The sequence below is a fragment of the Humidesulfovibrio mexicanus genome, assembly GCF_900188225.1.
In the GTDB taxonomy this organism is placed as follows: domain Bacteria; phylum Desulfobacterota; class Desulfovibrionia; order Desulfovibrionales; family Desulfovibrionaceae; genus Humidesulfovibrio; species Humidesulfovibrio mexicanus.
In genome coordinates this window covers 393562-419220 of sequence record NZ_FZOC01000003.1, presented here as the reverse complement: position 1 = coordinate 419220, position 25659 = coordinate 393562, and the positions used below count along the sequence as shown (strand labels likewise).

Sequence of the window (25659 nt, the reverse complement as noted above, 5' to 3'; positions counted from 1 at the left end):
ACCGTCCCGGATGGAAGGATTAGACCAACGCATACCTCGCTTCGGCGGACGTGTAAAACAAAAACTGGGCGAACGCGACGTCTCTTCTCTCACGCCTTGACGATGGTGGCGGCATAGAAGAACTCGCCCGTGTCCGCGCCGGGGGGCGTGGTCCAGGTCGCGGCCAGGCGGGCCCCGGGCTGGTTTTCCAGCAGGCGCGCGGTCTGGCGCTGGTTTTCCTGGGGGGAAAGGGTGCAGGTGAGGTAGCAGAGACGCCCGCCCGGCGGCAAGGCGAGGAAGGCCGCGTCCAGCATCCGGGCCTGGATGTCGGCCAGGGCGTCCACATCCTGGGGGGTGCGCTTCCACTTGATGTCCGGACGGCGCGACAGGGTGCCCAGTCCCGTGCAGGGCGCATCCAGCAGGATGGTGCGCGGCTGGACGGAAAGCGGCGGCGCGTCAAGGGCGCTGGCCCGGAACACCACAAGCCGTCCCTCGGCCACGGCCTGGGCCTGCTCGCGCGCCAAGGCGCGCAGACGGCCCATGTGCGGGTCGCTGGCCAGCACGGGGCCTGCGCCCGCCTCCAGCACAAGGCGGGTCTTGCCGCCGCGGCCGCAGCAGGTGTCCCACACCGGGGCCTCCCACTGGCCGGGGGACAGGGCGGCCAGGGCCTGGCGCGCGGCAAAGCCCTGCCGGTACACGGCGGCGCGCTCGGACGGAGAAAGCTCCAGCCCGTCGACCACCTCGTCCAGGGAGCTGCCCGGACGCAAGGCCAGGCCAAGGCCCTGCCGGGCCAGGCACGAGGGGTGCGCGCCCAACCTGCGCGAAAGAGCCAGCGCGGCCCCCTCGCCAAGGGCCTGGGCGTCCACGGCCAGGCCAAGGGCCGGCGGCCGCGCCTGGGCCTTCAAATAGCGCGCGGCGTCCTCGCGGGAATACTCCTTGAGCCACAGCCGCACGATCCATTCCGGGCAGGAATAATAGCGCGAAAGGGCCTCCGCCTCGTCGCGCGCGCCCTCCTTGTAGGGTGCCAGGGTGCGGGCGGCCTCGGCCATGTCGGCCACGCGGCGCAGCACGGCGTTGAACAGGCCCGAAAGCTGCGCCTTGGGGTAGCCCTTGGCCCAGTCCACGGCCCAGTTGACGCTGGCGTAGGCGGGCACGCGGTCCAGGTGCACGATCTCGTGCGCGGCAAGGCCAAGGGCCAGCCGGGCCTCCGCGCGCAGGGGCCGGTTGGGGTCCAGAAAGCGGTCCAACACAGCGTCCACCCGGCCCTTCAGGCGGCAGAAGCCGTAGACAAGCTCGGTCACCAACCCGGCGTCCCGGTCCGAGAGCGGATCGGAGCGCAGAGCGGTGTCCAGGGCGGCCTGCAGATCGCGGCCTTCCAGCAGGCAGGCGGTCAGACAGTCCAGGGCGGCGGCGCGGGCCGGCGGCAGGGTGGCCACGGGCGCGGCCACCTAGCGTTTGCGGCGGCGGCGACGGCCAGCGCCTCCGGGCCGGGCGTCCCCGGAACCGGCCCCCTCGTCCTGACGCTGGGGCTGGGGCTCGGGCTTCCTGCCCTCCGGCCGCGGCGGCGGCACGTGCATGGAGTTCTGGTAGACGCCGTCCAGAAGCATGGCCAGCAGCAGCGCCTGGTGCTCGTCCGCGGCCATTTCGCGCACCACGTCGGCGTAGCGGCGCGCGCGCTCCTGCTCCAGGCTGTCCTTGGCGCGCCACTTGGCCTCCAGCACGGTGGACAGGCGCTGGGCCACGTGGGCGGCCAGGTCGGCCTCGGTGGGCAGCGCCCGCTCCTCCAGCTTGATGCCGTACTGCCGGGAGATGCGCATGAGCTCCATCTTCTGCATCACGTCCACCAGCGAGATCACCGTGCCTGCTGCCCCGGCGCGGCCGGTGCGGCCCGCGCGGTGGATGTAGCTCTCCGGGTTCTCCGGCGGGGAGTAGAGGATCACGTGGGACAGGCCGGGGATGTCGATGCCGCGCCCGGCCACGTCCGTGGCGATCAAGAAGCGCAGACGGCCCTCGCGCACGCTTGAGAGCACCTGGTCGCGGCGCGACTGGGTGAGGTCGGCGGAGAGCTCGTCGGCGTTGTAGCCGAAGCGCGAAAGCACGGCCGTAAGGTAGTGCACGTCGGCCTTGGTGTTGCAGAAGATGATGGCGCTCTCCGGGCTCTCCATCTCGATGATGCGCATGAGACAGCGGTCCTTGCCCATGCTGGGGACCTCGTAATAGGCGTGGGTCATGTCCGCTATATGGACCTGGCCCTCGGAGAGCGACAGCCTGCCCGGATCGGTCAGGAATTCCTGGGCCAGGCGCAGCACCTGCTGGGGGAAGGTGGCGCTGAACATGGCGGAGTGGACGCGGCGCCGGGGCAGGTAGCGCTGGATGTCCTTCATGTCCGGGTAGAAGCCGATGGAAAGCATCCGGTCGGCCTCGTCAAAGATGAGCGTGCTCAAGTCCGCCAGGGACAGCGAGCGTTTGAGCAGGTGGTCCAGCACGCGCCCCGGCGTGCCCACCACGATCTGCGCGCCGCGCTTGAAGGCGTCGAGCTGCGCGCCGTAGCCCACGCCGCCGTACACGGCCACGCATTCCACGCCGGTTCCGGCGAAGAGGGTTGCGGCCTCGGCCGCCACCTGCTGGGCCAGTTCGCGCGTGGGCACCAGGATAAGGGCCTGGCAGTTGGTCTGTGCGGGCTTGAGCCGCCCCAGAAGCGGCAGCAGGAAGGCTCCGGTCTTGCCGGAGCCCGTGCGCGCCTGGACCATGATGTCGCGACCTTGCAGCATGTAGGGCAGGGCTTTCTCCTGCACGGGCATGAGCTGGTTCCAGCCAGCGCGGGTGCACGCTTCGCGCAGGGTCTGGGGCAGGGTGTCGAGGCTGGCCTCTGGCAGGGCGTCCTCCGGGGCGATCTCGCCCACGGCCTCGGGCCGGGGGGCCTTGGCCTGTTCCTCGGCAAAAAGCAGGGCCTTCTGCACCTGGGTCAGGCCGGGGGCCTGCACGTACTGGCGGGTCGGGGCGGCCTCGGGCTGGCCGCTGGTCGTGTCGGTGGTCGTGTCGGTGGTCCGTGTGGTCTCTTTGTCGTCGTGATCCATGAATCGTTAGCTCCTGCGCGGTCCGCCTGGGCCGAAGCCCAGCGGGCTCGCCTCGTCGGCGTCCGCGCCGTGATCGGTTGATGAACTGCCATGCGTCCCGCGCATCCCGTCCACCACGGACAGCGCCGTGGCCACGAGGCCCGAGACATCGGCCACGCTGGCCGGAAGGATGAGGGTGTTGTTGGTGCGCGCCAGGTTGCCGAACTCGGCGATGTACTTCTCCGCCAGGCGCACCCGGGCGGAGTCCATGCCGCTGGGGCCGTCCAAGGCCTGGGCCACGCGGCGGATGCCCTCGGCCGTGGCCTGGGCCACGATCTCAATCTCGCTGGCGCGGCCCGCGGCTTCGTTGATGCGCTTCTGCTTCTCGCCCTCGCTCACGTTGATGGCCTGCTGGCGCTGGCCCTCGGCCATGTTGATGCGGGCCTGGCGCTCGCCTTCGCTGCGGGCGATCTCGGCGCGCTTTTCGCGCTCGGCCTTCACCTGCAGCTCCATGGCGGCCATGATGCTGGCCGGAGGATTGATGTCCCTGATCTCGTAGCGCAGCACCTTGATGCCCCAGTTGAGGGCGGCCTCGTCCACGGCGGTGATGACCTGGTGGTTGATGGTCTCGCGGGTCTCGAAGGTCTTGTCCAGGTCGATCTTGCCGATGGCCGAGCGCAGGCTTGTCTGGGCCAGCTGGATGGCGGCCTGGTAGTAGTTCTCTATGCCGTAGCAGGAGAGCTTGGCGTCGCGCACCTCAAGGTAGATGACGCCGTCGATGCTGACGGACACGTTGTCGCGGGTGATGCAGACCTGGGGCGGAATCTCCAGCACCTCCTCCTTCATGCTGCGCTTGTAGGCAACGCGGTCGATGAAGGGAATGAGGATGTGGAAGCCCGCGCCCAGGGTGTTGTGGTACTTGCCCAGGCGCTCCACGATGAACTCGGACTTCTGGGGCACCACCAGCGCCGTCTTGGCGAAGACAATGACAACCAGAATGGCCAGAAGAACCAGGATGACCACGCCGCCTTCCATCATGCGCCTCCTTTGCGTTCGTCGCCCGCGGCCGGGCGCACCAGGTAGGCCCCGGCGTCGCCCGCCGCGCGGCCCACAATGACCACGCCCTCGCCCTCGGCGATGGGGGCATGGCTCTCCGCGCGCCAGAAGCTGCCGCGGAACTTGATCTCGCCCGGCCGCCCCGGCGCGATGGCCCGCGTGGCCACGGCGGACTGTCCCGCCCCCACGTCGTCGAGGCCGGGCGCTTCCTCCTCGCCGCCGGGGGAATGGGTGCGCCCCCGGAACACGCGCAAGAACAGCCGCCGCAAAAGCGCCACCCCGGCCAGGGTGGCCGCGATGAATACGGAAAGCTGCGCGCCCAGCCCAAGGCCCGCCAGCGCGGCCAGCGAGGCGGCGAAGGCTCCCACGGCGAAAAACAGCAGCACAAAGCCCGGCAGCGCAAGCTCCGCCACCAAAAACACGGCCCCCGCCAGGAACCAGATGACCTGCGCCGACCAGATGCCGTCCATAAGAAGCCCTCCACGCTCTCTTGCCACCAATACGCCAATGCGGGCCTGGCGGCAAGGCCCGCCCGGACCATGCCCTTTCGGGATTGACAAACCGGGGCGGGGCGTGGTCTTAGCCCCTCGGCACGCACGCCGCCCGTGCGCGCCGTCACGCAATCGTCACCCAACCGCCGCGCGGGCGCGCCCGCGCCGCGCTAGGACTTGCCCTGCCCGCATTGCGCCGGGCCGTGCACCCACCGCCATTTCCGGAGAGACGCCCATGCTGCACATCCACGAAAAGCATCCCGGCTGCGGGCATCAAGCCCTGTGGATCGACCTCTGCGAGCCGGGGCCGGACGAACTGGCCCGCGCCGCGCAGCTGGCCGGGGTGGACGCCCGGCTCATTGAGCACGCCTTGGACCAGCACGAATGCCCGCGCATCGAGGTGGACGACGAGGCCACCCTGCTCATCCTGCGCGCGCCCTTCATCGAGACACGCGGCGGACCGGACCGCGAGGATCACGACCAGGCGAGCCCGCGCCATTCCACCATGCCCGTGGGCGTGGTGCTCTCGCGCCGGGCGCTGGTCACCATCCGCTGCCGCCACGACGCGCCCCTGGCCGACATCCTGGAGCGCATCCGCGCCAAAGACGCCGCCGTAAGGCCCGAGCAGCTCATCTGCGCGCTCATCAAGGGCGCGGCCATGCTGTTCATGCTCTATCTGAAGGACATCAGCGCGCGCATCCAGGAGGTGGAGCAGGACCTGGCCCGCTCGCGCTCCAACGACGACCTCATGGTGCTTCTGTCCCTGCAGAAAAGCGTCACCTACTTCCACTCGGCCCTCAAGACCAACGACTTCATCATCGACCGGCTGGAGCGCAAGGGGCTGGCCGTGGGCGCCGCGGGCAGGCTGGCCTTCACCGAGGACGAGGCCGACGTGCTGGACGACGCCCTCACGGACATCCGGCAGGGCATCTACATGTGCAAGATCTTCAACGAGGTCCTGGGCTCCATCTCCGGGGTCTACTCCTCCATCATCTCCAACAGCGTCAACCACATCATGAAGGTGCTCACCTCCATCACCGTGGTGCTCATGATTCCCACCCTCATCACCAGCATGTACGGCATGAACGTGGACCTGCCCCTGCAAGGGCATGAGAGCGCCTTCGCCTTTGTGGCCGGCGGCACGGCCGCCGTGACCACGGCCATCGTGCTCCTCCTGAAACGCAGCCGACTGCTCTAAACGGATCTTTCGCGTCCAGGCAACCGGGGATCAGGCCAAAGCGACGGCGGACGGGAACACGCCGACCGGCTGGCGTAAACACGGGCCAACCGTGCGCGCCAACTCGACATTCCGGTAAACAGGCCCTGCGCGCCCAATATACGTAGTCCATTGTCTTGCCAAACACGGACAAGCCGGAGTAATGCGCCCTGGCTTATGCGCCGATAAGGCGTGCAAGCAGGAGCGAAAACCATGAGCCGCCGCATCCGCGAAGCCATCACCCACCGACTGAACCCGCTGCACGTGTACTGCCGCCTGTGCGGCCTGGGCCTTTCCAGCGCGCTGGCCCGCAGCCTGTGCCGCGGCTACGAGCGCGCCATCTACCGCCCGCTGGCGGGATAACCCTCCCCTGGCCGCAGCGCGGCCCGCCCACGCCGATTCTTGACAGCCGCGCCCCTTGGGGCCATTGTCCGCCACACGCGGAAGGCCTGGAAAACGCCTCCTTTCCGCGCATTCGCCCGCCGGAGGTGCTCCATGACCCAGCCCGACGAATCCAAGGCCGCGTTTGCCGCCGCGGCCTGCCCGGAGCGCGACATCTCGCGCGATGCCGAGCGCGCCCGCATGATCATCGAGATGCTGCCCTACATCCGCGAATTCGCCGGGCGGACCGTGGTCATCAAGTACGGCGGCAACGCCATGATCGACGAGACGCTCAAACAGAGCTTCGCCCGCAGCGTGGTGCTGCTCAAGTACGTGGGGGTCAACCCCATCATCGTGCATGGCGGCGGCCCGCAGATCGGCAAAATGCTCAAGGCCCTGAACATCGAAAGCCATTTTCGCCAGGGCCTGCGCGTCACCGACGACGCCACCATGGACGTGGTGGAGATGGTGCTGGTGGGCAAGGTGAACAAAGAGATCGTGAATCTCATCAACCTTGCGGGCGGACGCGCCGTGGGCCTGTCCGGCAAGGACGGAATGCTCATCCGCGCGGAAAAGAAGGAATTGGCCGTCAGCCGCGAATCCGCCCCGCCCGAGATCATCGACCTGGGCATGGTGGGCGAAGTCACGGCCATCGAGACCGGGGTGCTCACCTCGCTCATGGGCTCGGGCATCATCCCGGTCATCGCGCCCGTGGGCGTGGACGACGAGGGCCGCACCTACAACATCAACGCCGATTCCGTGGCCGGAGCCGTGGCCGGGGCCATGCGGGCCAAGCGCCTGCACCTCTTGACCGACGTGCCCGGCGTGCTGGACCGCGACAAGAAGCTCATTGCGACCATGACCAGCACCCAAGCCTTCCAGGCCATAGAGGACGGGGTGGTGGTGGGCGGCATGATCCCCAAGCTGCACTGCGTGCTGGAGGCCATCATGGCCGGGGTGGAGAAGGCCAACATCATCGACGGCCGCGTGGAGAACTGCGTGCTGCTGGAGCTCTTCACCGCCTGCGGCATCGGCACCGAGATCACCCGCTGACGCGCGGGCCAAGAACAATCAAGCGGGCGGCCCCTCCGGCGTGGAGAGGCCGCCCGCTTTTTTGCACCGGAAAATCAGACAGCGGCCTACGACACGCCGCGCGCCAGCAGATCCTGGGCCTTGCCGCGCACGGCCTCCGCCAGGGGCGGGCATATGGGGTGGGGAATGAGCCCGGACACCCCCTCCGCAGGGTTGCGGAAGCTCACCCGGTAGGACTCCAGATAGCCTTGCCTGGCAGTTGGCTCGTGGTCCTCGGGCTCGCGGACCTTCTCAAGCCGCGCGATAAGCACATGGGCCAGCAGCAGCGGATACACCTCCTTGATGTCCACGGGAAACTCCAGCCGGATGCGCGGGCAGGAGCTTTGCAGCTCCCTTGGCGGCAGTTCCAGGCTGGTGATGGATTCCCGTGCGCGCACGGCCTCCAGATCCACCTGTCCGGGGAAGAGCAGATCGTAGCTGGTGAGCCGGAACCCGCATACATGGCCCAGGTCGGCCAGGCTCTTCAGGGTGTACCAGCGGATGTGCGAGAAATCCCAGGTGCCGCCGGAAACATACGGGAAATCGCCGGTGAGCAGGCGGTAGGCGCATTCCCAGGACTGGGCGTTGGGCACTTCCACAATGATGCTGCCGCCCGGGGCCAGATAGCGGTTCATCTTCTTGAGCACGAACCAAGGGTCGTAGGTGTGCTCCAGCGACATGGGCATAAGGATGTGGCTGAAGAAACCCTCGTATTCCGGCCCCAGGTGCGCGTCCTCGCGGTTCAGGTCGACAAGCCAAGTCCTGTCGTACAGCCCGTCCACCGCCTGTATGGCGCCAGGGTCCACCTCCACGCCATAGAGGCCGGTGCAGTGCTTCTCGCGGCGCAGCCACAACAGCAACGAGCCGTCGCCGAAACCGTAGTCCAAAATGTTCTTCGCCCCGCGCGGCACGAATCCGGCCACCTCGTGCCGGAAGTTCCCCGCCCGCAGGCGGGCGTCAACAATGGCGTCGATGCGGGCGCGCTTGGCCCGGACCTGGGCGATGTCTTCCATGTGCTCCCCCCTGTGGTTGGCGATGCGGCACCGGCCGGAAGGCCGTGGCTCAGCGCTAAACGTGCAAGGGAAGTGCCAGCAATGCGTACAGTCTAGCAAACAAGAAAGGCCGCCTAAATACAGCCTGTTACGCCAATGCGCATTTAGGCCGCCAGCATGGAGCCCGCCAGAATCCCGTCACCAGGCCCAGCGTCGTCCGCATCGGCGCGGATCCGCTCCACCACCTCTCCAAGTCCCCTGGCCAGCCGCGCCAGCTCGGCCACGGCGCGGGCGGACTCCTCCATGGCCCTGCTGGTCTGGGAACTGATGGCGCGCATGTGCCCAACGCCCTCGCCCACCTCGCGCCCGGCCTGCTCCTGCTGGCCGCTGGCCTCGGCCATGGCGCGTATCTCCCGCGAGGTGCGCTCGGACAGGGCCACGATGTCCTCCAGGGTGCGGGCCGAAGCGTCGGCCTGGCTCGTGGCCTCGGCCACGGCGCTTCCGGCCTGGTCCACCTGCTCCAGGCTGGCTCTGGTTTCGCCCTGGATGCCGCGCACGGCCTCGCCCACCTGCCGGGTGGCGGCCTGGGTCTTTTCCGCCAGCTTGCGCACCTCGTCTGCCACCACGGCGAAACCGCGCCCGGCGTCGCCCGCGCGCGCGGCCTCGATGGCGGCGTTCAGCGCCAGCAGGTTGGTCTGGTCGGCGATGTCGTCGATGACGGTGATGATGCGGCCGATGTCCTCGCTCTTGGCGCGCAGGGCGTCCATGCTGTGGCGCAGGGCTTCGGCGCGGTCCTGCACGGCGGCCACCACCCGGGCCACCTGGCCCACGGCCTTGGCCCCCTGCCCGGCCATGTCACGGGCGGTCTCGGCCGTATCGGCCGCGCGCGACGCCCCGGCCCCGGCCTCGGCCACGCCCGCCAGCAGCCGCTCCACGGAGGCGGCGGACTCGTCCGCAAGCCGCGACTGCTCGCCCGCCCCGTGCGAGGACTGCTCCACCTGCGCGGAAAGCTGCTGGGACGAGGCCGCCAGCCGGTCCACGGCCTCGGAAACGCTTCCGGCCGCCTGGCGCATCCCCTCCCGGCGCGACAGTTCGGCACGCAGGCCAGCCTCCCTGGCCTCCTCCACGGCCAAACGCGCGCGCTCGGCCTCGCTGGCCGCCTCCTGGCCGCGCTCGTCGGCCAGGGCGATCTCCTTCTGCAGCTCCGCGACCATGGCGCGCAGGGCAAAGGCCATCTTGCCCAGCTCGTCGCGCCGGTTCACGGCCAGCTCGGCCGAAAGGTCGCCCTGGGCCACGCGCTGGGCAAAGGCCAGAGTCTTCTTGAGGGGGCGATTGATGTCGCTGGTGACATAGGCCCCGAAGCCAAGCGAGCTCAACACGGCCAGCAGGGCCGCGCCCATGAGGGCCAGGCGCTCGTGCTGCGCCTGGGGCAGGGCCTTGGCCGCGAAGGCCTGGGCCTGCTCGCGTTCGCGCAGTTCCAGGGCGTTCAGGGCCGCCTCCACGCGCTCCAGTGAGGCGCGGGCTTCGCGCATGGACAGGGCCATGGCCCCGAAGCGCATATCGTTCTCCAGCAGCTCCAACACCTTGTGGTGCCTGCCGCCCCACTCTTCCCAGGCCTCCTTGAACGCCGTCCAAAGCGGGTCGCCCGAACCGGAAGCCGGGCCAGCGGCCGTATCGCCCGCCTGCTGGACGGGAGTGGCGGTCGCGGGGGCATCCGCCGGAGCGGTGGCGTTGTCCGCCGCGGCGGGGGCGGCAAGCGCGCTGGCGGAGGGCAAGGCCTCGAAGGCGGCCATGGCCTGCCCGGCATCGGCCCAGCTCTTGGCCAGGCCGGTCCGCTGCTGCTCCAGCAGGGCCGGGTTCTCCATGGTCTCCGGGATGAGCAGGGTGCGCTCGGCGCGCTGGATGGCGGTAAGCGCGGTGCGCAGGGCCGCAAGGTGCGCCTGGGCGGGCATGTGCCGGGACACGGTCTCGGAAAGGGCGTCGCCGGTGTGGGTTATGCCCAGGCTGCCCACGGCGGCCACGACAAGGGTGATGAGGGCCGAGACGGCGAGCCCGAGGGCCACCTTGCCCCAAACCGGGATGTTGCGCATGGGGGATGCTCCTGCTTGGAGGGTTTCGGGCCTGGCGGCCCTTGGCCCCGCCCTACCGCGCCGGGCCGGAGCATTGGTGCTGCGGCCGTAACCGGAAGGTGACGTTTTGGCGACAACGTCGGCCTTGCGCCAACCGGCGCAGGGCGCTATCGTCACGCCAAACCCCTCGGAAGGAGGCCCCCCATGCAACGCCTCTCCGGTCCATCCCGCCCCGAGACCACGCCCGGCCCGCTTTTGGCCATGTCCGCCGCGTACTGGAAATCCTGCGCCCTGCACGCCGCCGTGACCCTGGACCTGTTCACCCCGCTGGCCGCCGGTCCGGCCACCGCACGGGAGCTGGGCCGACAGCTGGACTGCGACGCCCGCGCCCTGGACATGCTGCTCACGGCCATGTGCGCCCTGGGCCTGCTGGCGCGCTCGGGCAAGGCCTTCGCACTTACGGAAACCTCCAGGGCCTATCTGGTGCGCGGCGCGCCGGGCTACCAGGGGCACATCATCCGGCACCACAGAAACCTGGTGAAATCCTTCGGCGACATGGCGCAGGCGGTGCGCACGGGCAGATCCGTGCGCGGCGGCCCCCAATGGGCCGAGGCCGACCGGGAGGATTTTCTGCTGGGCATGTTCAACATGGCCATGGCCATCGCCCCGCGGCTGGCCCCGGAGCTGGACGCCCGGCTCAAGGCCGCGGGCCTGCCCGGCCTGGCGGGCAAGAAGCGTCTGCTCGACCTGGGCGGCGGCCCCGGCACCTACTCCATCCACTTCTGCCTGGCGCACCCGGAACTCTTCGCCACGGTGTTCGACCTGCCCGCCACGCACCCCTTCGCCGAGGCCACGGCAGAGCGCTTCGGGCTGGGATACGGCGTGGAGGGCGATGGGCGGCGACTGGCCTTCATCCCCGGCGACTACACCCAGGACCGTCTGCCCCAGGGCTTCGACGCGGCCTGGCTGTCGCACATCCTGCACGGTGAAGCGCCGGACATGGCCGCGCGCATCGTGCGCAAGGCGGCCGAGACGCTGAACCCCGGCGGGGTGCTCATGGTGCAGGAGTTTCTGCTGAACGACAGCCTGGACGGCCCGGAGTTCCCGGCCCTGTTCTCCCTGAACATGCTGCTGGGCACGGAGGGCGGCCAGGCGTATTCCGCGGCCATGATCGAGGACATGCTGCACGCGGCCGGGCTTGCCCCGGTGGCGCGGCTGGGGACAAGCGGCCCCAATCACGCAGGCGTGGTGGCGGGGGCCAGGCCGTAAGGCCCGCCCCCACCGCCGGGACTACTGCTGCAGGGCGTCGAGCACGTTGACCAAGCCCGCGGGGTTGAAGCCCACGCTGGCCTTGGCCGAGGTCTTGGTGGTCGTGGTGGTGGTGGTGGAGCCGCCAGGGGTGGAGCTGGTGCTGGTCTTGGTGGAGCTCGACGAGCCCAGATCCCAGCTCTTCTTGGCCTCCGGCAGCGGGGCCTGGCCCAGGACGCGGAGGGTCTCGCGCCGGGAGAGGTCTTGCGCGCCCTTGTCCATGCCAGTGTCCGCACCGGTCGCGGCCTGGGCCGGGGGCAGGCCCACCACCCATTCCCCGCGCCCCACGCGATGCGCCGGGTAGCGGCCGCTGGCGCTTACGCCGTTCTGTTTGGCCCCCAGGGCGAACCAGCGCAGCACCTGCCCGCTTTGCTCCTGGGCCGCCTCCGGGGACACGGAGAAGGACGCGCCGCTCTGGGCGTTCCGCCACACCTTCACTTCGCCGCTTTTGCTGGTCTCCAGCGCGTTCTCCAGCATCTGCTGGTCGCCCTGGTCCATGATGTCCAGGGGCGAAAGGCCGGAAGCCGCGGCCTGCGCGGCCTGGGCCAGCTCGTCCGGGCCGGTGCGCCGGGCAAAGCCCGCCACGGGCACCAGGCGCAGGCTCAGGGTGGAGGGCGAGAGCACGTAGGCCTCGCCGGTCTCCTCCTGGCTGTTCATGGACATGACGCCCTGGTTCAGGCCCATCCAGCCGTCCTTGAAGAACTGGGCCGACTGCGCGCCCTGGTTGATGGCGTTCAGGAGCACCTTGTTGCTCTGGTACTGGCGTTTGATGATCACATCCTGCTGGCGGTAGCCCTCCTTGGCGACGCTGACGATGTGGTCCTGGTTGCGGGTGAGGGCCAGCTGGCAGGGCGAGGTGCAGCCGGGCTTGCCGTCCACGGTCACGCTGGCTCCCGGCGGGTCGGTGGACACGGGCACGGGCTGGGTGAGCACGGTGGGCGCGCAGCCGCTCAACAGGGCGGCCAGGCAGGCGAGGGGGGCGAGGCGTTTCAAACTCATGATCATGGCGACTCCTTGTGGCCGGGGGCGCGCAGGCCCGCACGCTACGGTTCTTTGCGCGGGGCATAGCACGAATCCCTGCCGCGCGCCAGGGCGAAGCCTTGCCTAGCCGCCCCGGCCGGGGTATCGCGAAAGCTATGGAGAAGGCCATGCCCCCACACCGCCATGATGCCGCGCCGCCAGGGCCGCAGGCCGCGCCCGGCGACACCGCCCCCCGGACGGACGAAGCGGCCTGCGCCGTCCCTGCCCTTGAGCACGCCCTGGCCGAGCGTCTCGCACAGGGTCTGCCCCTGGACGCCCAAAGCCTGGAGTGCATCCTGCGCACCCTTGGCGTGGACGACCCCGCGCGCGCCTTCGCCCTGCTGGCGGCGGACCCGGACAGCGCCGAGCACGCGCCGCTTTTGGCCCTGGCCTTTTCCCCAGGCGAAGAAACCCGGCAAGAGCTGGAGCCAGCCCTGGCCAGGGCACGGCTGGACCAGGCGACCGCGAGCGCCCTGGCCGACAGGCTGGCCGCGCGCTGCCTGCCCGATGCGAAAACCCCCCTGCCCGTCCTGCTGCTGCTGCCCGAAGTCCTCCCCGGCAAACAGCCGCTGGCCCCCCTGCCCCTGGGCGAGGCCCTGGCCGGATGCGTGGCGGACTTCGTGCGGCGGCTGCGGCCCTGGGCCACGGCCCCGGCCACGCTGCTGCGGGCCCTGGCCGGGCGGGAGCGGGCGCAGGCGGACCAACTGGGGGCCCTGCTGCGACACGGGCGGCTCAACTGGACGCCCTGCCGGGAATTCCTCATGGCCACGCTCTTGGAACGCGCCGAGCCGGAGGACGAGCTTCCGGCGTTGGCCGCCTGGATGCTGGGCTTCCTTGACCTGGCCGGGGAGGCGTTCGAGCCGCGCCAGGCCCTGGCCGAACGTGCGGCGGTTCTGGACGGTCTGCTGCGCCGGGCCGAGGCCCAGGACGAGGCGCGCGAGCGCGCCAGCTTCGAGGTGCTGGCCGCGCAGGGCCTGCGGCAAGGGCATCTGCACGCGCCAAGCCTGCGGGCGGAACTGGCGTTGTGCGCGCGCGCGGCGCGGCTCACCGTGGGCGGGCTGCCGAAAGAAGACGGGGCGGACGGAGACGGGATTGCGGGCCGGGTCCAGCATCTCGACTTGGGCGGCGCTGAGGACGCGGAAGCGTTGCTGCGCCTGCTGGCCGGGCCTGTCGCCGGACCTGTCGGCGAACCGGGAGGCTAGTCCAGGGCCTGCAGAATGCGCGCCTTGGTGTAGGCGAAGCGCAGGATGTCGTACTCGAAGGGGGTGTCCGTGCTGTAGTAGCGGAAGGGCACCCCGGCGCGGGTGTTCACGGCCCGCACGGCGGTGTTGACGTAGCCGGCCAGGGCGTGGTCCGAGAACCCGGCCAGGTCGTAGAGATATTCCATCTGGTAGTAGGAAAAGACCATGTCCCCGGCCGTGCCCACGGTGTCGCGCGCGTTGGAGGGCCCGTAGAACGGCAGCACGATGTACGCGCCGTCCGGCACGCCCCAGACCTTCAGGGTCTGGCCGAAGTCCTCGTCCTCCTTGTCGATGCCCATGTCCGTGGCCACGTCGAACAGGCCGCCCAGGCCAAAGGTGGTGTTGGCCATGAAGCGCACCAGGGTGGCGTTGACCTTGTTCAAATCGCCCTGCAGGCCGCAGTTGGCCAGGCGCGGCATTTCGTTCAAATTGCTGATGAAGTTGGACACGCCTTTGCGCACAGGCGCGGGAAAGGCCCCCTCATAGGCCGCAACCACGGGCAGCAGCACGGCGCGGTCGAAGCGGGCGTTGAAGTTGTACACGAGCCGGTTGGCCTTCTCGGCCGGGTCGTAGACGTAGAGCATGGACTGCTCGCCCAGGCGACGGGCCTCCTCCGGGTCCATCTGGCGCGAGACGGCCGTGCGAAAACCCGTGTCCGGCAGGGTGCGTTCCGGATCGCGGCGCGTGGCCGCACAGGCGGCCAACAACAGGCTTAGGGCCGCCAGGGCCACAAGGCGCCCCAGGGCGGCTGCGGAATGGATGCTGCCCGCCCTGCTCACGGCTTCATGACCTCCAGCAGCTTTTGGGCGAACCCAGCGTACTGCATGTTGCCGCAGTGTCCGCCGCGCGGGAAGAAAAAGGCGCGCGGGCCGAAGGTGTCCTTCAGGTAGGCCAGCTCGCGCTCGTTCAAGATGGGATCGTCCTCGTTGCCCACCACATAGATGTTGGGGCTTTCCCGCAGGAACCGGGCCATGCCCACAAGGGTGCAGTCGGCCAGGGCCTTCTCCTTGGTCATGGCGGGGTCGCGGTGGCGCAGATAGGGCAGCAGGAACTCCTCGAAATACTGCTCGAAGCTCACGCGGCTGGCGGCCTGGAAATACGGGAGCAAGGGCTCGCTGGTGGCGATGGCGCGGTCCCTGGGCGTCACGTAGCCCGCGCCCAGGCACACGTCGGAGGTGAACACCATGGAGGACGCGGTGATGCGGAAGCCCACGGCGATGATCTGCTTCAATTCCTCGTCGCTGGCGTCCAGGGTGTCGAAGAAGCGGTACAGCACCTCGGAGTCCAGCCGCCCGATGTGGTTGGTGCGGTAGAACTCGGAAAAGCGGTCGATGAACTTGGTCACGGCCTGTTCCGGCCCACCTGCGGAGGGGGCTTCGGACTTGAGCCAGGAGTCGAACACCAGCGCGGAGTTGTAGAGGTCCACGGCCGGGTTGATGGCCAGCACCTTCTGAAAACCGAAAACCTTGTCCCGGGCGTCCTTCCTGGCCAGGAAGGCCGCGTGCAGGCCGCCCAGGCTGTAGCCCGCCACGGCGTAGCCGCGCACCTTGAGCCGCTTTTCCACGTCCTGCTTCACCCAGCCCATGAGGGTGTACAGGTCGTCCACGTCAAAGGGCACGTAGCCGGAGATACCGTGCCGCGACAGGCTGACGATGCTGTTGAAGTGCGTGGGCGAGGACAGGCCCACGGCGTGGTACCCGGCCTGGTGGAAAAGCTGCTGGAGATAGCGGACCTTGGTGGAGTTGAAGCGGCCGCCGGTTCCCGCTATGACGAACACCAGCGGGGCCTCGCCCTTCTGCGCCAGCACGGAGTACTCCACGGATTCGCAGTACCAGAACAGCTCCGGCACGCGCCGCCCGGAAATCCTGATGGAGCGGGTCTCTGGCGAAAGGCCGTCCGCGCCGGGAATCTTGTGGCGGACATCCGGCGGGGTGCCGAACACCGTGGCCTTGTAGCGGTTGCCGAAGGGGTACGGGGGAATGCCCGCGGCATCCGCCGGAGAGGCCAAGGCCGCCGGGGCAAACGCCGCCACGACCAGCAGCGCCAAAAGCGCGCAGGCGGCTCCAAAGCCCCGGCCGCACCGCCCGGTGCGGGATTCTGTCAGGACAGGCTGCTGCACCACCCGCCCTCCTCGGCGTCTGAAAGTTCATGGCCTCGGGACCACTTCCCGCTTCTCACGCTCATCGGCGTGTTGCGCGGAAACATAAGGGAAGAATCCGGCACGATCCGCCGCCGGGACGTTCCTCGGAAACCAAGGCTGTTCAGGCGGCTGCCCGCGTCTCGCGCAGGCGCCACAAAAGCCAGGCAAGCCGTGCCAATGCGAGGGCTCCAAGGGCGCTCAAGACCGCCCCCGCGGCGATAAGCAGGGGATCGAAGTCGATGGTGTCCAGGTTGGGCATACGGATGACATACACCGCCACCTCCACGAACAGGCCCAACAACAGCAGCAACAGCCCGTAGCCGTGGCAGTGATGGTCCACGGCCTCCTGCAGGGGGGTGAGGCCCTGCGGGTACACGCCGAGGAACTTCAGCAGGGTCTCGCGTTCCTCCAGGGCCACGCCCAGGGCCACCAGGATGGTGCCCATGCCCTCCAGGAGCTCTTCCATTTCGTTCATGAGCTCGTGCACGCGGGCGAAGTTGGTGGCAACGACCCACACGCCGTGGACGAGAAGAAGGATGAGCAGGACATTGACAATGTTGATGGCGTTGCGTCCGGTGAGCCTGACAAGCAGGGGATTGGGCATGGCCGCGTCCTTTGCGAAACGTTTGCGGTGTGATGCCACAGAACGCCCGTACAGGCAACAGGATGCGAACAGGCGGCGCGGCCCATGCTGCAAAAGGCCGCGCCGCCGAGGGAGGGAGACAGGGGAATGTGGACTACTCGGCCTTCTTTTCGGCCTTGTCGGCCTTCTTCTCGGCCTTCTGCTCGGCCTTCACGGCCTTCTTTTCGGCCTTGTCGGCCTTCTTCTCGACCTTCTTGGCCGCCGGAGTGGACACCGGACGGGCGGTGGTCGGAATGGGCTCGGAGGCCGGGACCTTGGCGCTGTCGGCGAAGGCGGGGACAGCCAGGGCGAGGACCAGGGCGGCGGTGGCGAGTTTCTTCAGCATGGCGCGATTCTCCTTTGCGGGGTTGAAGGTCGTTTCCATTCCAGAGACGGCCGCGTCATCCTCGGGGATACTCCCCATGCGACAACGGCGGGCGACGTTTCGCGGCGGCGGGGACAGGCCCTTGCACACCGAAGAGGACCATGGGCGCGCTCCTTGTCAGCTTGCCTATGCTTGTCCCTGTTGCGTCCGCCATTGTCAAGCCCGTGGTCGGCGGATCGCAGGACTGCGGCTGAGCCTCTCAGTCTCCCTAAAAGCACAGGCCGTGCCAACACGAACATCCTGTTATCATTCGCCTCTTCAACAACGCACTGCGCGGCCGTCACTGCGCCAGGGCAAAGATTGCGCACACGGGCGCAAGGATTGCCCCCTTTCCCCGCGCAGGCATCCCGGGCCGGACGCAAGCAGCCTGCGTGGCCTGGCACGGCGCGAATTCCGGCTGCGCGGCCGCGGTTCCGACTTTGGGGCATCAATCGTCCGGTTTCGGGTATCCCCGCCAACCAGGAGACGCTAGAATCTGGGGACGCTCGAATGCGAAGTTTTTTCACGGCCATGGGAAGCTGGGCCGCGCCATGCGCGGTGCGCGGCGCCACGCCAAAACGCCAGAGAAAGGGAACACGATGGACAACACCGAACTGCTCACCCTGGCCGTGGCCTTGGCCATGGACGCCTTCGCCGTGGCCATAGCCACGGGTGCGGCCACGCGCCAGGTCACGGCCCGGCAAACCTTCCGCCTGGCCTGGCATTTCGGGCTGTTCCAGGCCCTCATGCCCGTGGCGGGCTGGCTGCTGGGCGGCGCGGTGCGCCACCACATAGAGGCCTACGACCACTGGATCGCCTTCGCGCTGCTGGGCTACATCGGGGCCAAGATGATCCGCGAGGCCTTCGGGGAGGAGGACGCGGCGCGCGGAGACCCCACGCGCGGCGCGACCCTGGTCATGTTGTCCATCGCCACCAGCGTGGACGCCCTGGCCGTGGGCCTCAGCCTGTCCGTGCTCGGCGTGTCCGTGTGGACGCCCGCCCTGGTCATCGGCCTCACCGCCATGCTCTTCACCGCGGGCGGCCTGCACTTGGGCAAGACGGCCGTAAAGGCCAAGCGCCTCGGCACGTACGCGGAAGTCCTGGGCGGCGCGGTGCTCATCCTCATCGGCCTGCGGATACTCTGGGAGCACGGGGCGCTCCCCGCGTGAACCGCCGTCGGCTCCGGCCGCGCCCTAGCCCCACAGGGCGTAGGCCAGGGTCACCAGGGCGATGCTCGCGGCGCGCAGGGTCTGGTTGCTCACAATGAGGTGCAAGGCCAGGGCGGGCTTGAAAATGCCCGCGTAGTACGGAAACTGGTGCCGCACGGCGCGCACCGGCGAGGACAGGATGTTCCCCACGAGCAGGGCCAGCACCAGCTCCTTCACGGTGAGCCCGCCGGTCTGCACCAGCGCCCCGGCAGCGGCATAGCCCGCAGTGGTCTCCGCGGCCATGTGGAACACCACGATGCTCATGGCCTGCGGGGGCAGCCAGGCCAGGAAGGCCACATGTTCGGCCATCCAGCCCTCCAGGGCGTCGAAGGCCCCCCAGCGCTTGAGGAAGAAAAAGGCCACATAGATGGGCACGGTGTAGAAGACCATGCGCGGCAGCCGCTTGGTGAAGCGCCGCCAGGTCTTGCCCAGGGCCGCGCGCCAGTCCCATTTGGGGTCGTCGGCCAGGCGGCAGACCACGCAGCCCTCGGGCAGGGGCGGCAGGGTCAGGCGGCCCAGGACCACGATGCCGAGCGTGCGCAAGAGGGCCGCGGCCACGGTGAGGCTGACGTAGAGCACGGCGGCCCGGCCGATGAAGGGCGCGGCGATGAAGAACAGCGTGGGCAGGTGCAGAAAGTAGGTGGGCAGGCTGTTGAAGAGGTTGGCCAGCACCACCTCGCGCCGGGACATCTCGCCCTTGTCGTGGGCCTCGGCCAGCATGGCGTTGGCCGCCGCGCCCGAGAAGAAGGCCAGGGAAAAGCTGGCCCCGGCCACGTCCTTGAGCCGCCCCAGGCGCACCAGCGGCTGCGCCACCTTGGCCACGGCCCGCGTCCAGTGCAGGGCCTCGATGAGCGTGCCGACGAACAGCCCCACGCTGACGGACACGAGCAGACGCGCAAGGGGCAGGGCCAAGCCGTGCCACAGGACGGCGGCGGTGAGGGCTTCCGGGGCGGCGACGGACATGCGCGCGGCTAGGCTTGGCCGGTCCCGTCGTCAGCCTGGAAGGCGTCCAGCTCGTCCGGGGCCATGCGGCGGGTGTTGGCCTCGGCCGGAAACGCGCCCTCGCGCACCTCGCGGCAATAGGCGGCAAGCGCCTCGCGCGCGGGCGTCCACAGATCTGTGTACTGCTTGACGAAACTGGGCCGCAGACCGGGGCACAGGCCCAGCACGTCGTGGAACACCAGCACCTGGCCGTCGCAGCGCGGCCCGGCCCCGATGCCGATGGTCGGGATGGGAATCTCCGCCGTGATGCGCTCGGCCACTTCGGCGGGCACGGCCTCCAGCACCAGGGCGAAGCAGCCCGCCTGGGCCAGGGCGCGGGCGTCGGCCAGCAGGGCCTTGGCCGCGCGCGCGGTCTTGCCTTGCGCCTTGAACCCGCCGAAACGCGCCACCTGCTGCGGGGTGAGGCCGATGTGCCCCATGACCGGGATGCCTGCGGCCAGCATGGCCTGAATGTGCGGCACGAACTCCGCCCCGCCCTCCAGCTTCACCGCGCGGGCTCCGGCCTGCTGCAGAAAGCGCCCGGCGTTGGCCACGGCCTCGCCGACCCCGGTGTGGTAGGAAAGAAACGGCATGTCGGCCACCACAAGGGCGCGCGCAACGCCCCGGACCACTGCGGCGGTGTGGTGCAGCATGTGGTCCATGGTCACGCCCAGGGTGTCGGGCAGGCCCAGGCACACCATGCCCAGGCTGTCGCCCACAAGGATGGCGTCGGCCCCGGCCTCGTCGGCCAGGCGGGCGGTGGGAAAGTCGTAGGCGGTGAGCATGGCGATCCTGCCGCCGCCCTTCATGGCGAGGATGTCCGGCGCGGTGCGCTGCTTCGAGGGCATGAGAATTCTCCTTGCTGCTTGGCCTGGCCGCCTTCCGACGGAAGAACGTCCGCGTGCGGGCCGGGCCGTGGCGCTCATTAGAACCCGCCGCGCCGCGGCGTCAAGCAGCGCGCCTTTTTGCACAAGGGATCGGGCGGAAAGCCGGGGAGACCGCGCCGCTACAACGTCCAGACCGGGGCCAGCGCGCCCTTGTACAGGCCCTCGGCCTCGGCGGGCACGGCCAAAAGGCCGTCCGCGGCGAGCAGGGTCTTCAAGAGCCCGCTCTTGCCCAGCACAGGATGCGCCAGGGGCGGCAGGCCGGGCCGGGCCTCCAGACACACGCGCACGAAGTCCTCGCGGCCGGGCCGCCCGGCCACGTTGCGCGCCAGCTCGGCCACAAAGGGCGGCGGGTCCAGGGAAAGGGCCTTGGCCGCGCCCGCCAGGCTGCGCAGCAAAGGCTTCACCAGCATGGCGTGGACCACCTGGGCCGAGGTGACCTGGCCAGGCAGGCCGATGACCGCCTTGCCTTCCACGCTGGCGATGATGGTGGGCTTGCCCGGGCTGATGGCCACGCCGTGGGCCAGGATGCGCGCGTCCGGCTGGGCCAGAATGGCGGCCACGGTATGGTCGCGCGCACCCAGCGAGCTGCCGCCGGACATAAGGACCACGTCGCAGGATCGCACCCCCTCGGCCAGGGCGGAGGTGAGGCGGGGCAGGTCGTCGGGCACGATGCCCAGGGGCGCGGGGATCGCCCCGGCCTCTGCGGCGAGGCAGGCCAGGGCGTGGCTGTTCACATCGCGTATCTGGCCGGGGCGCGGGGTGTGGCTTACGGGCGTCAGTTCGTCGCCCGTGGAAAGAATGCCCACGCGCGGCCGCCCTCCCACCAGGACCTGCACGATGCCAAGGGCGGCCAGCAGGCCCACGTCCTGGGCGCGCAGCACGCGCCCGGCGGGCAGGGCGGCCTCGCCCCGGCGCACGTCCTCGCCGGGAAGCATGATGTTCTCGCCCGGAGCCGCGCTCTTGCGCACCTCCACGGTGCCCGCGTCGCCCGCCGCGTCCAGAAGGCCGGTGTGCTCCACCATGACCACCGCGTCGGCCCCTTCCGGCAGGCTGCCGCCGGTGGGGATGCGCGCGCATTGGCCGGGGCCCAGGCGCACCTGGCCGTCGTCCGCGCGCCAGTCGATGCGCAGATCGGCCACGCAGTCCAGGTAAGCCGGATTGGTTTCGGTGGCGCCGAACGCGTCGCGCGCGGCCAGGGCGTAGCCGTCCATGCTGGCGCGGGCGCTTTGGGGCAGGTCTTCCGGCGCGGGCAGTTCCGCGGCCAGCGCGCGGCCCAGGGCTTGGCCCAAGGGCACGCGCTCTGCTGGCAGCACGGCAAATCCAACAAGCAGCGCCAGGGCCTCGGCCCGGCTCACCACATCAAGAAAACCGTGTGCGTCCAGTGGCTTGGCTGCGGCGTCACGCAATGCGGATATCCACCGTGCCGGAGGTGAAGCCTTTGAGTTCCGAGAGCATCCCCAGAATGCCGCTACGGAAGATGCCCGCCACAAAGGGGTTCAACGGCATGGGCTGCCCGCCCACGGTGATGCGGATGCTGGCGTTCATGGCCTTGCAGTCGGCCACGGTGGCCGTTCCGGCCACGATGTCCACGGCCAGGCCCCGGCAGTTCTCGCGGCCGCAGCCCCCGCAGTCCAGCCCGGGCAGCAGGAAGCCCGCCTTGACCGCAATGCGCGCCAGGCCCGCCACGTCGCGCGTGGCCATAAGCTCGTCCAACGCCTGATCGCCGTAGGCGGCCAGCGCCAGTTCCGGGTCCAGTTCCGCCGCCGTGGCCTCATCGCCCGCGATGATGATGCGCGGCATGACCCCCAGCGTCTTGCCGCCCTCCATGACCACAAAATCGGTGGTGATGAGCGGCATGAGCTCGGTCAGGGACCGCTCCTTCGGCCAGGAGACGAAGCTGCCGCCGGGCGAAAACCCCACCACCATGTCCGCCCGCTGGCGGAAACGCGCAGTGTCCGTGTCGGCCTTCTCGTCAAAGCCGTGGTGCGAATGCTTGACCAGGGTGACGCTCAGGCCCTGCTTTCTGAGGGCCTCGGCCAGCTCCATGGCCAGGGTGGTCTTGCCGGACTTCTTGAAGCCGACGACGGCGATGGCACGCATGGGCGCTCCTTGTGTTGAAACGTTCCGTGGCTAGGCCGTGGGGACGGCGGACACCGAAACGCCCTTTGCCAGCCCCAACGCGGACGCAGGGCGACACAGACAGGGCATTGTCCGGCCTGGTGGCCGGGGCCGTGCGCGGCATGGGGCGCAAGACAGGAAAATAGGCCACAAACGCCACTGGGGTCAACAGTGCGCCAATCGGCGCCAGCGCTGCTTGCCGCCTGGGCGTGGACGCGTGGACCGTCTCGCGCATTCTCCGTTCCATTCGCGCATACAGTCTTGCCTTCCCCAAAAAATACTTATATTCGGGAACGCGGCTGTGCCGTAGCCGCCGTGTGCGCACCCGATGCGCGCCGCGCTCCGCCTCCGGCGACGCCCTGTTTCCACACCATCCGCCACGGCATCAGGAGGTACCCGCAATGCCGCCACTTCGCATCCTGCTGCTCGCCATGCCGCTTCTGCTGTGCGCCTGCGCCACCACGGGCAAGAACGCACAAAACGACATCAGCATGACCCAAACCGATCGCGGTGTGGTCATCCAGTCCAGCGACAGAATCCTCTTCGACACCGGCAAAGCCGACATCAAGCCCACGGCAAAGCCCTTCCTCGACCAGGTCGCCACCATCCTGAACACCAAGAGCAAAAGCAGCGTCGTCATCGAAGGCCACACCGACAACGTCGGCAAGGCGGAGATGAACCAGGCGCTCTCCGAGCTGCGGGCGCTCACCGTCATGGAGGAGCTCATTGAGCGCGGCGTGGACAAGGGCCGCATCAAGGCCAGCGGCTTCGGCATGACGCGCCCCGTGGCCGTGAACGACACCGAGGCCGGACGCCAGCTCAACCGCCGCACGGAGATCATCCTGCTCGGCGAGAAGGAAGAGAACATCAAGCGGAACGGATTCGACGCCTTTCTCCGAGGCCTTTTCAACTAACCGCACGGCCGCACCAAAGCCGGACAAGGACGCGCCATGTCGACCTGCTCGAACTGTGGACAGCCCCTCGCACCGCACATGAAGTTCTGCCGCCACTGCGGCGCCCCGGCACCCGCGCCAGAGCCCCAGGCCGTGAACCCCTGCCCCGGTTGCGGCAAAGAGGTCCAGCCGGGCGCGCGCTTCTGCAAGGCCTGCGGAGCGCCCATGGCCCCGGCGGCGGAAACGGTAGAGACGCCACCCCCCGTCACCCCGACGCCGGAACCGGAAGTCCAGCCCCAGCCTCAGGCGGAACCGGCTCCGACGCCCCAGTCAGAGCCGATGCCCCAGTCAGAGCCGATGCCCCAGCCAGAGCCGATGCCCCAGCCAGAGCCGACGCCCCAGCCAGAGCCCCAGGCCGTGAACCCCTGCCCCGGTTGCGGCAAGGAGGTCCAGCCGGGCGCGCGCTTCTGCAAGGCCTGCGGAGCGCCCATGGCCCCGGCGGCGGAAACTGTAGAGACGCCACCCCCCGTCGCCCCGGGGCCGGAACCGGAGGTCCAGCCCCAGCCTCAGGCGGAACCGGCTCCGACGCCCCAGTCAGAGCCGATGCCCCAGCTAGAGCCGACGCCCGCGCCAGAGCCGACGCCCCAGCCAGCGCCCCAGGCCCTGAACCCCTGCCCCGGTTGCGGCAAAGAGGTCCAGCCGGGCGCGCGCTTCTGCAAGGCCTGCGGAGCGCCCATGCCCCCGGCGGCGGAAACGGTAGAGACGGACCCCGGCGATGCGTCGCGCAACGCCGCCCCACAATCCGCCGAAAGCGGCGGCGCACCGGCCAAAGACGCGCCGCGCGGCTCCTCAAGCGCCTTGCGGGTCATCAAATGGCTGTGCATCGCACTCGCCCTGGCGGGCATCGCCGTGGGCTCCTTCTTCTTCTTCCGCAGCCAGCAGACGCCCGCCCAAACGGATGCCGCAGCCGAACCGACACCGGCCGAACCGGCACCGACCGCAACTGCCGCCCCGGCTCCCGTCCCGACGGACGCAGCCAAGCCACAGTCTGACAAGCCGGAAGATGGAGACAGCGCGCAAGCCAAGGCCGCGACGCCAGCGCACAAGGCGCAGCCAGCGAAGGCGGCGGCGAAAACGACAGAGGGAGCGAAGGGCAAAGCCAAGAAGGACTCCAACGGCGACAAGGTCGGCGGGAGCGCAGCGAGCGCGCCCGGCAAAATGGAAAACGACATCTACGAGCAGTTGCGCAAAAAGAAGGAAGCGCTCGGCATCCAGTAGGCGTTTCTCGGCGGAACACACCACCACATGAACCAGGGGGGAATGCCCATGACGTTTTCCAATGTCGCCAAGTCTTCAATGTCCCTGCTCGACGCTATCGAAGCGGTCAAAAACTGGCGCGCGCTTTTGCTGCTGTTCGGCACGGTGCTCTGCGCCGGGCTCTGCGTCTACGTCTTCGGCTCGTCCGGAAGCCTCGGCCTGATCATCATGGGCGTACTGCTGGGCTGGGCCATTGTCTTTTACGGTTTCAACGCCGTAGGCATCATGCTCTTCGATTTCGCCAACAGCGGCCTACGCACCAGCGCCATGAACGCTGTGGTTCGCTCCCTGTGCACCAGCCACAGACTGCTGGGGGTGCTGCTCATCGCCGGGCTGATCTTTCTTGCCACCTTGCTGGCCATGGCCCTGCTGCTGCAAACCGGCAAGATTCCCGGCGTCGGACCGGCATTTTCATTCTTCTTCACTCCGCTCTCGGCGGTGGTTCTGGGACTGCTGTTCTTCATGCTGGCCAACGTGCTCCTGCCCTTCGCCTCCGTGGCCGTATGGAGCGGCGAGACCGTCATGTCCTCCATTGCGAACCTGTTCGCCATCGCCCGGCAGCGCCTCTTTCCAGTGGTGCTGCAGCAGTTATTGCTGTGGTTCATGGCCGGGGCAGTCGGCTTCATGCTGGTGGGCATCCTGCTGGTCGGCACTGGGTTCACGCTGGCGGTGGCCCCCTCCATGCTGGACCTGTCCGGCGGCGGCATGAGCCGCGGCATGGGCGGCATGGGTGGCATGGGCGGCATGGGTAGCATGGGTAGCATGGGCGGCATGGGTAGCATGGGCGGCATGGGCGGCATGGGCGGCATAGGCGGCATGGGCGGCATAGGCCTCCTTGGTCTGCTCATGGGAGGCTCGCTGCCAAGCCTGGCCGCAGGTGGCTCCGGCCTGGCCCTGGCCTTCGCCCTGGTGCTCGTCCTGCCCGGCCTCATCATCATCCAGGGCATGTGCCTGATCTATCTTTCCGCCATCGAAGGGCTGGACCTGAAGAACGCCGCTTCCGCGCTCCAGGGTGGCATTTCCCAAGTCAAGGGCAAATTCGAAAACGCCCAGCGCGCCGCCCAGGCCGCCGCCCAGGCCGCCCGGCAGAACGCCCAGCATAATGCTCAGCAGCAGCAAACCCAGCCTCCTGTGCAGCAGGCCCAGACCCCGGCCGCGCGCTTCTGCCCCGACTGCGGCGCTCCCCTGGCCGAGGACGACCTGTTTTGCGGGGGCTGCGGGCGCAAAACCGGGGCATAAAGGAGGCGTT

At 69.1% G+C, this 25659-nt stretch carries 25 protein-coding genes and 2 pseudogenes; 11 read left to right on the top strand and 16 right to left on the bottom strand.

The window, feature by feature from the left end:
- Nucleotides 1-89 precede the first annotated feature (89 nt).
- From CHB73_RS08530 to CHB73_RS08515, 4 genes are read right to left on the bottom strand one after another with little or no spacing between them, the layout of a single operon-like run.
- Nucleotides 90-1415, bottom strand: coding sequence for a transcription antitermination factor NusB (locus CHB73_RS08530; RefSeq protein WP_235641563.1), 1326 nt, complete (start codon nucleotides 1413-1415; stop codon nucleotides 90-92).
- 12 nt (nucleotides 1416-1427) lie between these two features.
- The gene (locus CHB73_RS08525; RefSeq protein WP_089274089.1) at nucleotides 1428-3056 is read right to left on the bottom strand and encodes a DEAD/DEAH box helicase; all 1629 of its coding nucleotides are present in this window, start codon (nucleotides 3054-3056) and stop codon (nucleotides 1428-1430) included.
- 6 nt (nucleotides 3057-3062) lie between these two features.
- Nucleotides 3063-4070: an SPFH domain-containing protein gene (locus CHB73_RS08520; protein WP_089274087.1), complete on the bottom strand. Its 1008-nt coding sequence runs from the start codon at nucleotides 4068-4070 to the stop codon at nucleotides 3063-3065.
- Nucleotides 4070-4561, bottom strand: a complete 492-nt coding sequence (locus tag CHB73_RS08515) for an NfeD family protein (RefSeq protein WP_089274085.1) — start codon at nucleotides 4559-4561, stop codon at nucleotides 4070-4072. The genes CHB73_RS08520 and CHB73_RS08515 overlap by 1 nt, the downstream gene beginning before the upstream one ends.
- Before the next feature lie 256 nt (nucleotides 4562-4817).
- On the opposite strand from CHB73_RS08515, the gene CHB73_RS08510 reads away from it, so the two are divergent.
- The 3 genes from CHB73_RS08510 to argB all read left to right on the top strand — a co-directional run bounded on the left by CHB73_RS08510 (nucleotide 4818) and on the right by argB (nucleotide 7232).
- Nucleotides 4818-5780: a magnesium transporter CorA family protein gene (locus CHB73_RS08510; RefSeq protein WP_179216970.1), complete on the top strand. Its 963-nt coding sequence runs from the start codon at nucleotides 4818-4820 to the stop codon at nucleotides 5778-5780.
- A 231-nt stretch (nucleotides 5781-6011) separates the two neighbouring features.
- Nucleotides 6012-6161 (top strand): hypothetical protein, encoded by a 150-nt coding sequence (locus CHB73_RS16780; protein ID WP_179216969.1) that lies wholly within the window; start codon nucleotides 6012-6014, stop codon nucleotides 6159-6161.
- A gap of 219 nt (nucleotides 6162-6380) precedes the next feature.
- Entirely contained in the window at nucleotides 6381-7232 is an 852-nt protein-coding gene (gene argB, locus CHB73_RS08505; RefSeq protein ID WP_407656609.1) for an acetylglutamate kinase, read from the top strand.
- 86 nt (nucleotides 7233-7318) lie between these two features.
- Here argB and CHB73_RS08500 read toward each other — a convergent pair whose 3' ends face one another.
- Together CHB73_RS08500 and CHB73_RS08495 are read right to left on the bottom strand one after the other, a co-directional pair.
- Nucleotides 7319-8263 (bottom strand): class I SAM-dependent methyltransferase, encoded by a 945-nt coding sequence (locus CHB73_RS08500; RefSeq protein WP_089274081.1) that lies wholly within the window; start codon nucleotides 8261-8263, stop codon nucleotides 7319-7321.
- A 143-nt stretch (nucleotides 8264-8406) separates the two neighbouring features.
- A complete protein-coding gene (locus tag CHB73_RS08495; protein ID WP_089274079.1) occupies nucleotides 8407-10332 on the bottom strand; it encodes a methyl-accepting chemotaxis protein in 1926 nt (641 codons plus the stop codon).
- 183 nt (nucleotides 10333-10515) lie between these two features.
- Here CHB73_RS08495 and CHB73_RS08490 point away from each other — a divergent pair, with 183 nt between their 5' ends.
- Nucleotides 10516-11580 (top strand): methyltransferase, encoded by a 1065-nt coding sequence (locus CHB73_RS08490; protein WP_089274077.1) that lies wholly within the window; start codon nucleotides 10516-10518, stop codon nucleotides 11578-11580.
- 21 nt (nucleotides 11581-11601) lie between these two features.
- On the opposite strand, the gene CHB73_RS08485 is transcribed toward CHB73_RS08490, so the two are convergent.
- A complete protein-coding gene (locus CHB73_RS08485; protein WP_179216968.1) occupies nucleotides 11602-12618 on the bottom strand; it encodes a PEGA domain-containing protein in 1017 nt (338 codons plus the stop codon).
- A gap of 149 nt (nucleotides 12619-12767) precedes the next feature.
- Here CHB73_RS08485 and CHB73_RS08480 point away from each other — a divergent pair, with 149 nt between their 5' ends.
- Nucleotides 12768-13841, top strand: coding sequence for a hypothetical protein (locus CHB73_RS08480; protein WP_089274073.1), 1074 nt, complete (start codon nucleotides 12768-12770; stop codon nucleotides 13839-13841).
- Here CHB73_RS08480 and CHB73_RS08475 read toward each other — a convergent pair.
- The 4 genes from CHB73_RS08475 to CHB73_RS16775 all read right to left on the bottom strand — a co-directional run bounded on the left by CHB73_RS08475 (nucleotide 13838) and on the right by CHB73_RS16775 (nucleotide 16988).
- Nucleotides 13838-14659, bottom strand: a complete 822-nt coding sequence (locus CHB73_RS08475; protein WP_089274071.1) for an MlaA family lipoprotein — start codon at nucleotides 14657-14659, stop codon at nucleotides 13838-13840. The genes CHB73_RS08480 and CHB73_RS08475 overlap by 4 nt on opposite strands.
- Nucleotides 14656-15999, bottom strand: a complete 1344-nt coding sequence (locus tag CHB73_RS08470; RefSeq protein ID WP_143337343.1) for an alpha/beta fold hydrolase family protein — start codon at nucleotides 15997-15999, stop codon at nucleotides 14656-14658. Before CHB73_RS08470 ends, CHB73_RS08475 begins: the two co-directional genes overlap by 4 nt.
- A gap of 142 nt (nucleotides 16000-16141) precedes the next feature.
- The gene (locus CHB73_RS08465; protein ID WP_089274067.1) at nucleotides 16142-16624 is read right to left on the bottom strand and encodes a hypothetical protein; all 483 of its coding nucleotides are present in this window, start codon (nucleotides 16622-16624) and stop codon (nucleotides 16142-16144) included.
- A gap of 133 nt (nucleotides 16625-16757) precedes the next feature.
- Nucleotides 16758-16988, bottom strand: coding sequence for a hypothetical protein (locus tag CHB73_RS16775; protein ID WP_179216967.1), 231 nt, complete (start codon nucleotides 16986-16988; stop codon nucleotides 16758-16760).
- 617 nt (nucleotides 16989-17605) lie between these two features.
- On the opposite strand from CHB73_RS16775, the gene CHB73_RS08455 reads away from it, so the two are divergent.
- Complete coding sequence (locus CHB73_RS08455; RefSeq protein WP_089274063.1) at nucleotides 17606-18175, top strand: manganese efflux pump MntP; 570 nt, start codon at nucleotides 17606-17608, stop codon at nucleotides 18173-18175.
- Nucleotides 18176-18199: 24 nt separating this feature from the next.
- Here the strand turns inward: CHB73_RS08455 and CHB73_RS08450 are convergent, their stop codons facing one another.
- The 4 genes from CHB73_RS08450 to mobB form a co-directional block, all read right to left on the bottom strand.
- Nucleotides 18200-19177, bottom strand: coding sequence for a hypothetical protein (locus CHB73_RS08450; protein WP_089274061.1), 978 nt, complete (start codon nucleotides 19175-19177; stop codon nucleotides 18200-18202).
- Between the two features lie 8 nt (nucleotides 19178-19185).
- On the bottom strand, nucleotides 19186-20043 hold the full coding sequence (gene panB / locus CHB73_RS08445) for a 3-methyl-2-oxobutanoate hydroxymethyltransferase (RefSeq protein WP_089274059.1): 858 nt from the start codon (nucleotides 20041-20043) through the stop codon (nucleotides 19186-19188).
- A 158-nt stretch (nucleotides 20044-20201) separates the two neighbouring features.
- Nucleotides 20202-21488, bottom strand: coding sequence for a molybdopterin molybdotransferase MoeA (locus CHB73_RS08440; protein WP_235641562.1), 1287 nt, complete (start codon nucleotides 21486-21488; stop codon nucleotides 20202-20204).
- Complete coding sequence (gene mobB, locus CHB73_RS08435; protein WP_089274057.1) at nucleotides 21481-22182, bottom strand: molybdopterin-guanine dinucleotide biosynthesis protein B; 702 nt, start codon at nucleotides 22180-22182, stop codon at nucleotides 21481-21483. Before mobB ends, CHB73_RS08440 begins: the two co-directional genes overlap by 8 nt.
- Nucleotides 22183-22601: 419 nt before the next feature.
- Between mobB and CHB73_RS08430 the strand changes: the two genes are divergently transcribed.
- Complete coding sequence (locus tag CHB73_RS08430; protein ID WP_089274055.1) at nucleotides 22602-23114, top strand: OmpA family protein; 513 nt, start codon at nucleotides 22602-22604, stop codon at nucleotides 23112-23114.
- A gap of 36 nt (nucleotides 23115-23150) precedes the next feature.
- Nucleotides 23151-23315: pseudogene (locus CHB73_RS17340) on the top strand (zinc-ribbon domain-containing protein); the annotation flags it as partial.
- Between the two features lie 80 nt (nucleotides 23316-23395).
- Here CHB73_RS17340 and CHB73_RS17155 read toward each other — a convergent pair.
- A complete protein-coding gene (locus CHB73_RS17155; protein ID WP_235641561.1) occupies nucleotides 23396-23584 on the bottom strand; it encodes a hypothetical protein in 189 nt (62 codons plus the stop codon).
- Between CHB73_RS17155 and CHB73_RS17335 the strand changes: the two are divergent.
- The 3 genes and pseudogenes from CHB73_RS17335 to CHB73_RS16770 all read left to right on the top strand — a co-directional run.
- Nucleotides 23511-23825 (top strand): annotated as a pseudogene (locus CHB73_RS17335) (zinc-ribbon domain-containing protein); the annotation flags it as partial. The gene CHB73_RS17155 and the pseudogene CHB73_RS17335 overlap by 74 nt on opposite strands.
- Nucleotides 23826-23828: 3 nt before the next feature.
- Nucleotides 23829-24371, top strand: a complete 543-nt coding sequence (locus CHB73_RS17150) for a hypothetical protein (protein WP_235641560.1) — start codon at nucleotides 23829-23831, stop codon at nucleotides 24369-24371.
- Between the two features lie 78 nt (nucleotides 24372-24449).
- Complete coding sequence (locus tag CHB73_RS16770; RefSeq protein ID WP_179216965.1) at nucleotides 24450-25649, top strand: zinc ribbon domain-containing protein; 1200 nt, start codon at nucleotides 24450-24452, stop codon at nucleotides 25647-25649.
- The last annotated feature ends 10 nt before the right edge of the window (nucleotides 25650-25659 follow it).

Bases quoted from the DNA above. Each gene is read 5' to 3' on its own strand.
- CHB73_RS16775 (WP_179216967.1), bottom strand. From the start codon at position 16,988: ATGCTGAAGAAACTCGCCACCGCCGCCCTGGTCCTCGCCCTGGCTGTC.
- CHB73_RS17150 (WP_235641560.1), top strand. From the start codon at position 23,829: ATGCCCCCGGCGGCGGAAACGGTAGAGACGGACCCCGGCGATGCGTCG.
- CHB73_RS08485 (WP_179216968.1), bottom strand. From the start codon at position 12,618: ATGAGTTTGAAACGCCTCGCCCCCCTCGCCTGCCTGGCCGCCCTGTTG.
- CHB73_RS08520 (WP_089274087.1), bottom strand. From the start codon at position 4,070: ATGGAAGGCGGCGTGGTCATCCTGGTTCTTCTGGCCATTCTGGTTGTC.
- CHB73_RS17155 (WP_235641561.1), bottom strand. From the start codon at position 23,584: ATGGGCGCTCCGCAGGCCTTGCAGAAGCGCGCGCCCGGCTGGACCTCC.
- CHB73_RS16780 (WP_179216969.1), top strand. From the start codon at position 6,012: ATGAGCCGCCGCATCCGCGAAGCCATCACCCACCGACTGAACCCGCTG.
- CHB73_RS08480 (WP_089274073.1), top strand. From the start codon at position 12,768: ATGCCCCCACACCGCCATGATGCCGCGCCGCCAGGGCCGCAGGCCGCG.
- CHB73_RS08495 (WP_089274079.1), bottom strand. From the start codon at position 10,332: ATGCGCAACATCCCGGTTTGGGGCAAGGTGGCCCTCGGGCTCGCCGTC.
- CHB73_RS08465 (WP_089274067.1), bottom strand. From the start codon at position 16,624: ATGCCCAATCCCCTGCTTGTCAGGCTCACCGGACGCAACGCCATCAAC.
- CHB73_RS08510 (WP_179216970.1), top strand. From the start codon at position 4,818: ATGCTGCACATCCACGAAAAGCATCCCGGCTGCGGGCATCAAGCCCTG.
- CHB73_RS08450 (WP_089274061.1), bottom strand. From the start codon at position 19,177: ATGTCCGTCGCCGCCCCGGAAGCCCTCACCGCCGCCGTCCTGTGGCAC.
- argB (WP_407656609.1), top strand. From the start codon at position 6,381: ATGATCATCGAGATGCTGCCCTACATCCGCGAATTCGCCGGGCGGACC.
- CHB73_RS16770 (WP_179216965.1), top strand. From the start codon at position 24,450: ATGTCCCTGCTCGACGCTATCGAAGCGGTCAAAAACTGGCGCGCGCTT.
- CHB73_RS08500 (WP_089274081.1), bottom strand. From the start codon at position 8,263: ATGGAAGACATCGCCCAGGTCCGGGCCAAGCGCGCCCGCATCGACGCC.
- CHB73_RS08490 (WP_089274077.1), top strand. From the start codon at position 10,516: ATGCAACGCCTCTCCGGTCCATCCCGCCCCGAGACCACGCCCGGCCCG.
- CHB73_RS08430 (WP_089274055.1), top strand. From the start codon at position 22,602: ATGCCGCCACTTCGCATCCTGCTGCTCGCCATGCCGCTTCTGCTGTGC.
- CHB73_RS08515 (WP_089274085.1), bottom strand. From the start codon at position 4,561: ATGGACGGCATCTGGTCGGCGCAGGTCATCTGGTTCCTGGCGGGGGCC.
- mobB (WP_089274057.1), bottom strand. From the start codon at position 22,182: ATGCGTGCCATCGCCGTCGTCGGCTTCAAGAAGTCCGGCAAGACCACC.
- CHB73_RS08455 (WP_089274063.1), top strand. From the start codon at position 17,606: ATGGACAACACCGAACTGCTCACCCTGGCCGTGGCCTTGGCCATGGAC.
- panB (WP_089274059.1), bottom strand. From the start codon at position 20,043: ATGCCCTCGAAGCAGCGCACCGCGCCGGACATCCTCGCCATGAAGGGC.
- CHB73_RS08525 (WP_089274089.1), bottom strand. From the start codon at position 3,056: ATGGATCACGACGACAAAGAGACCACACGGACCACCGACACGACCACC.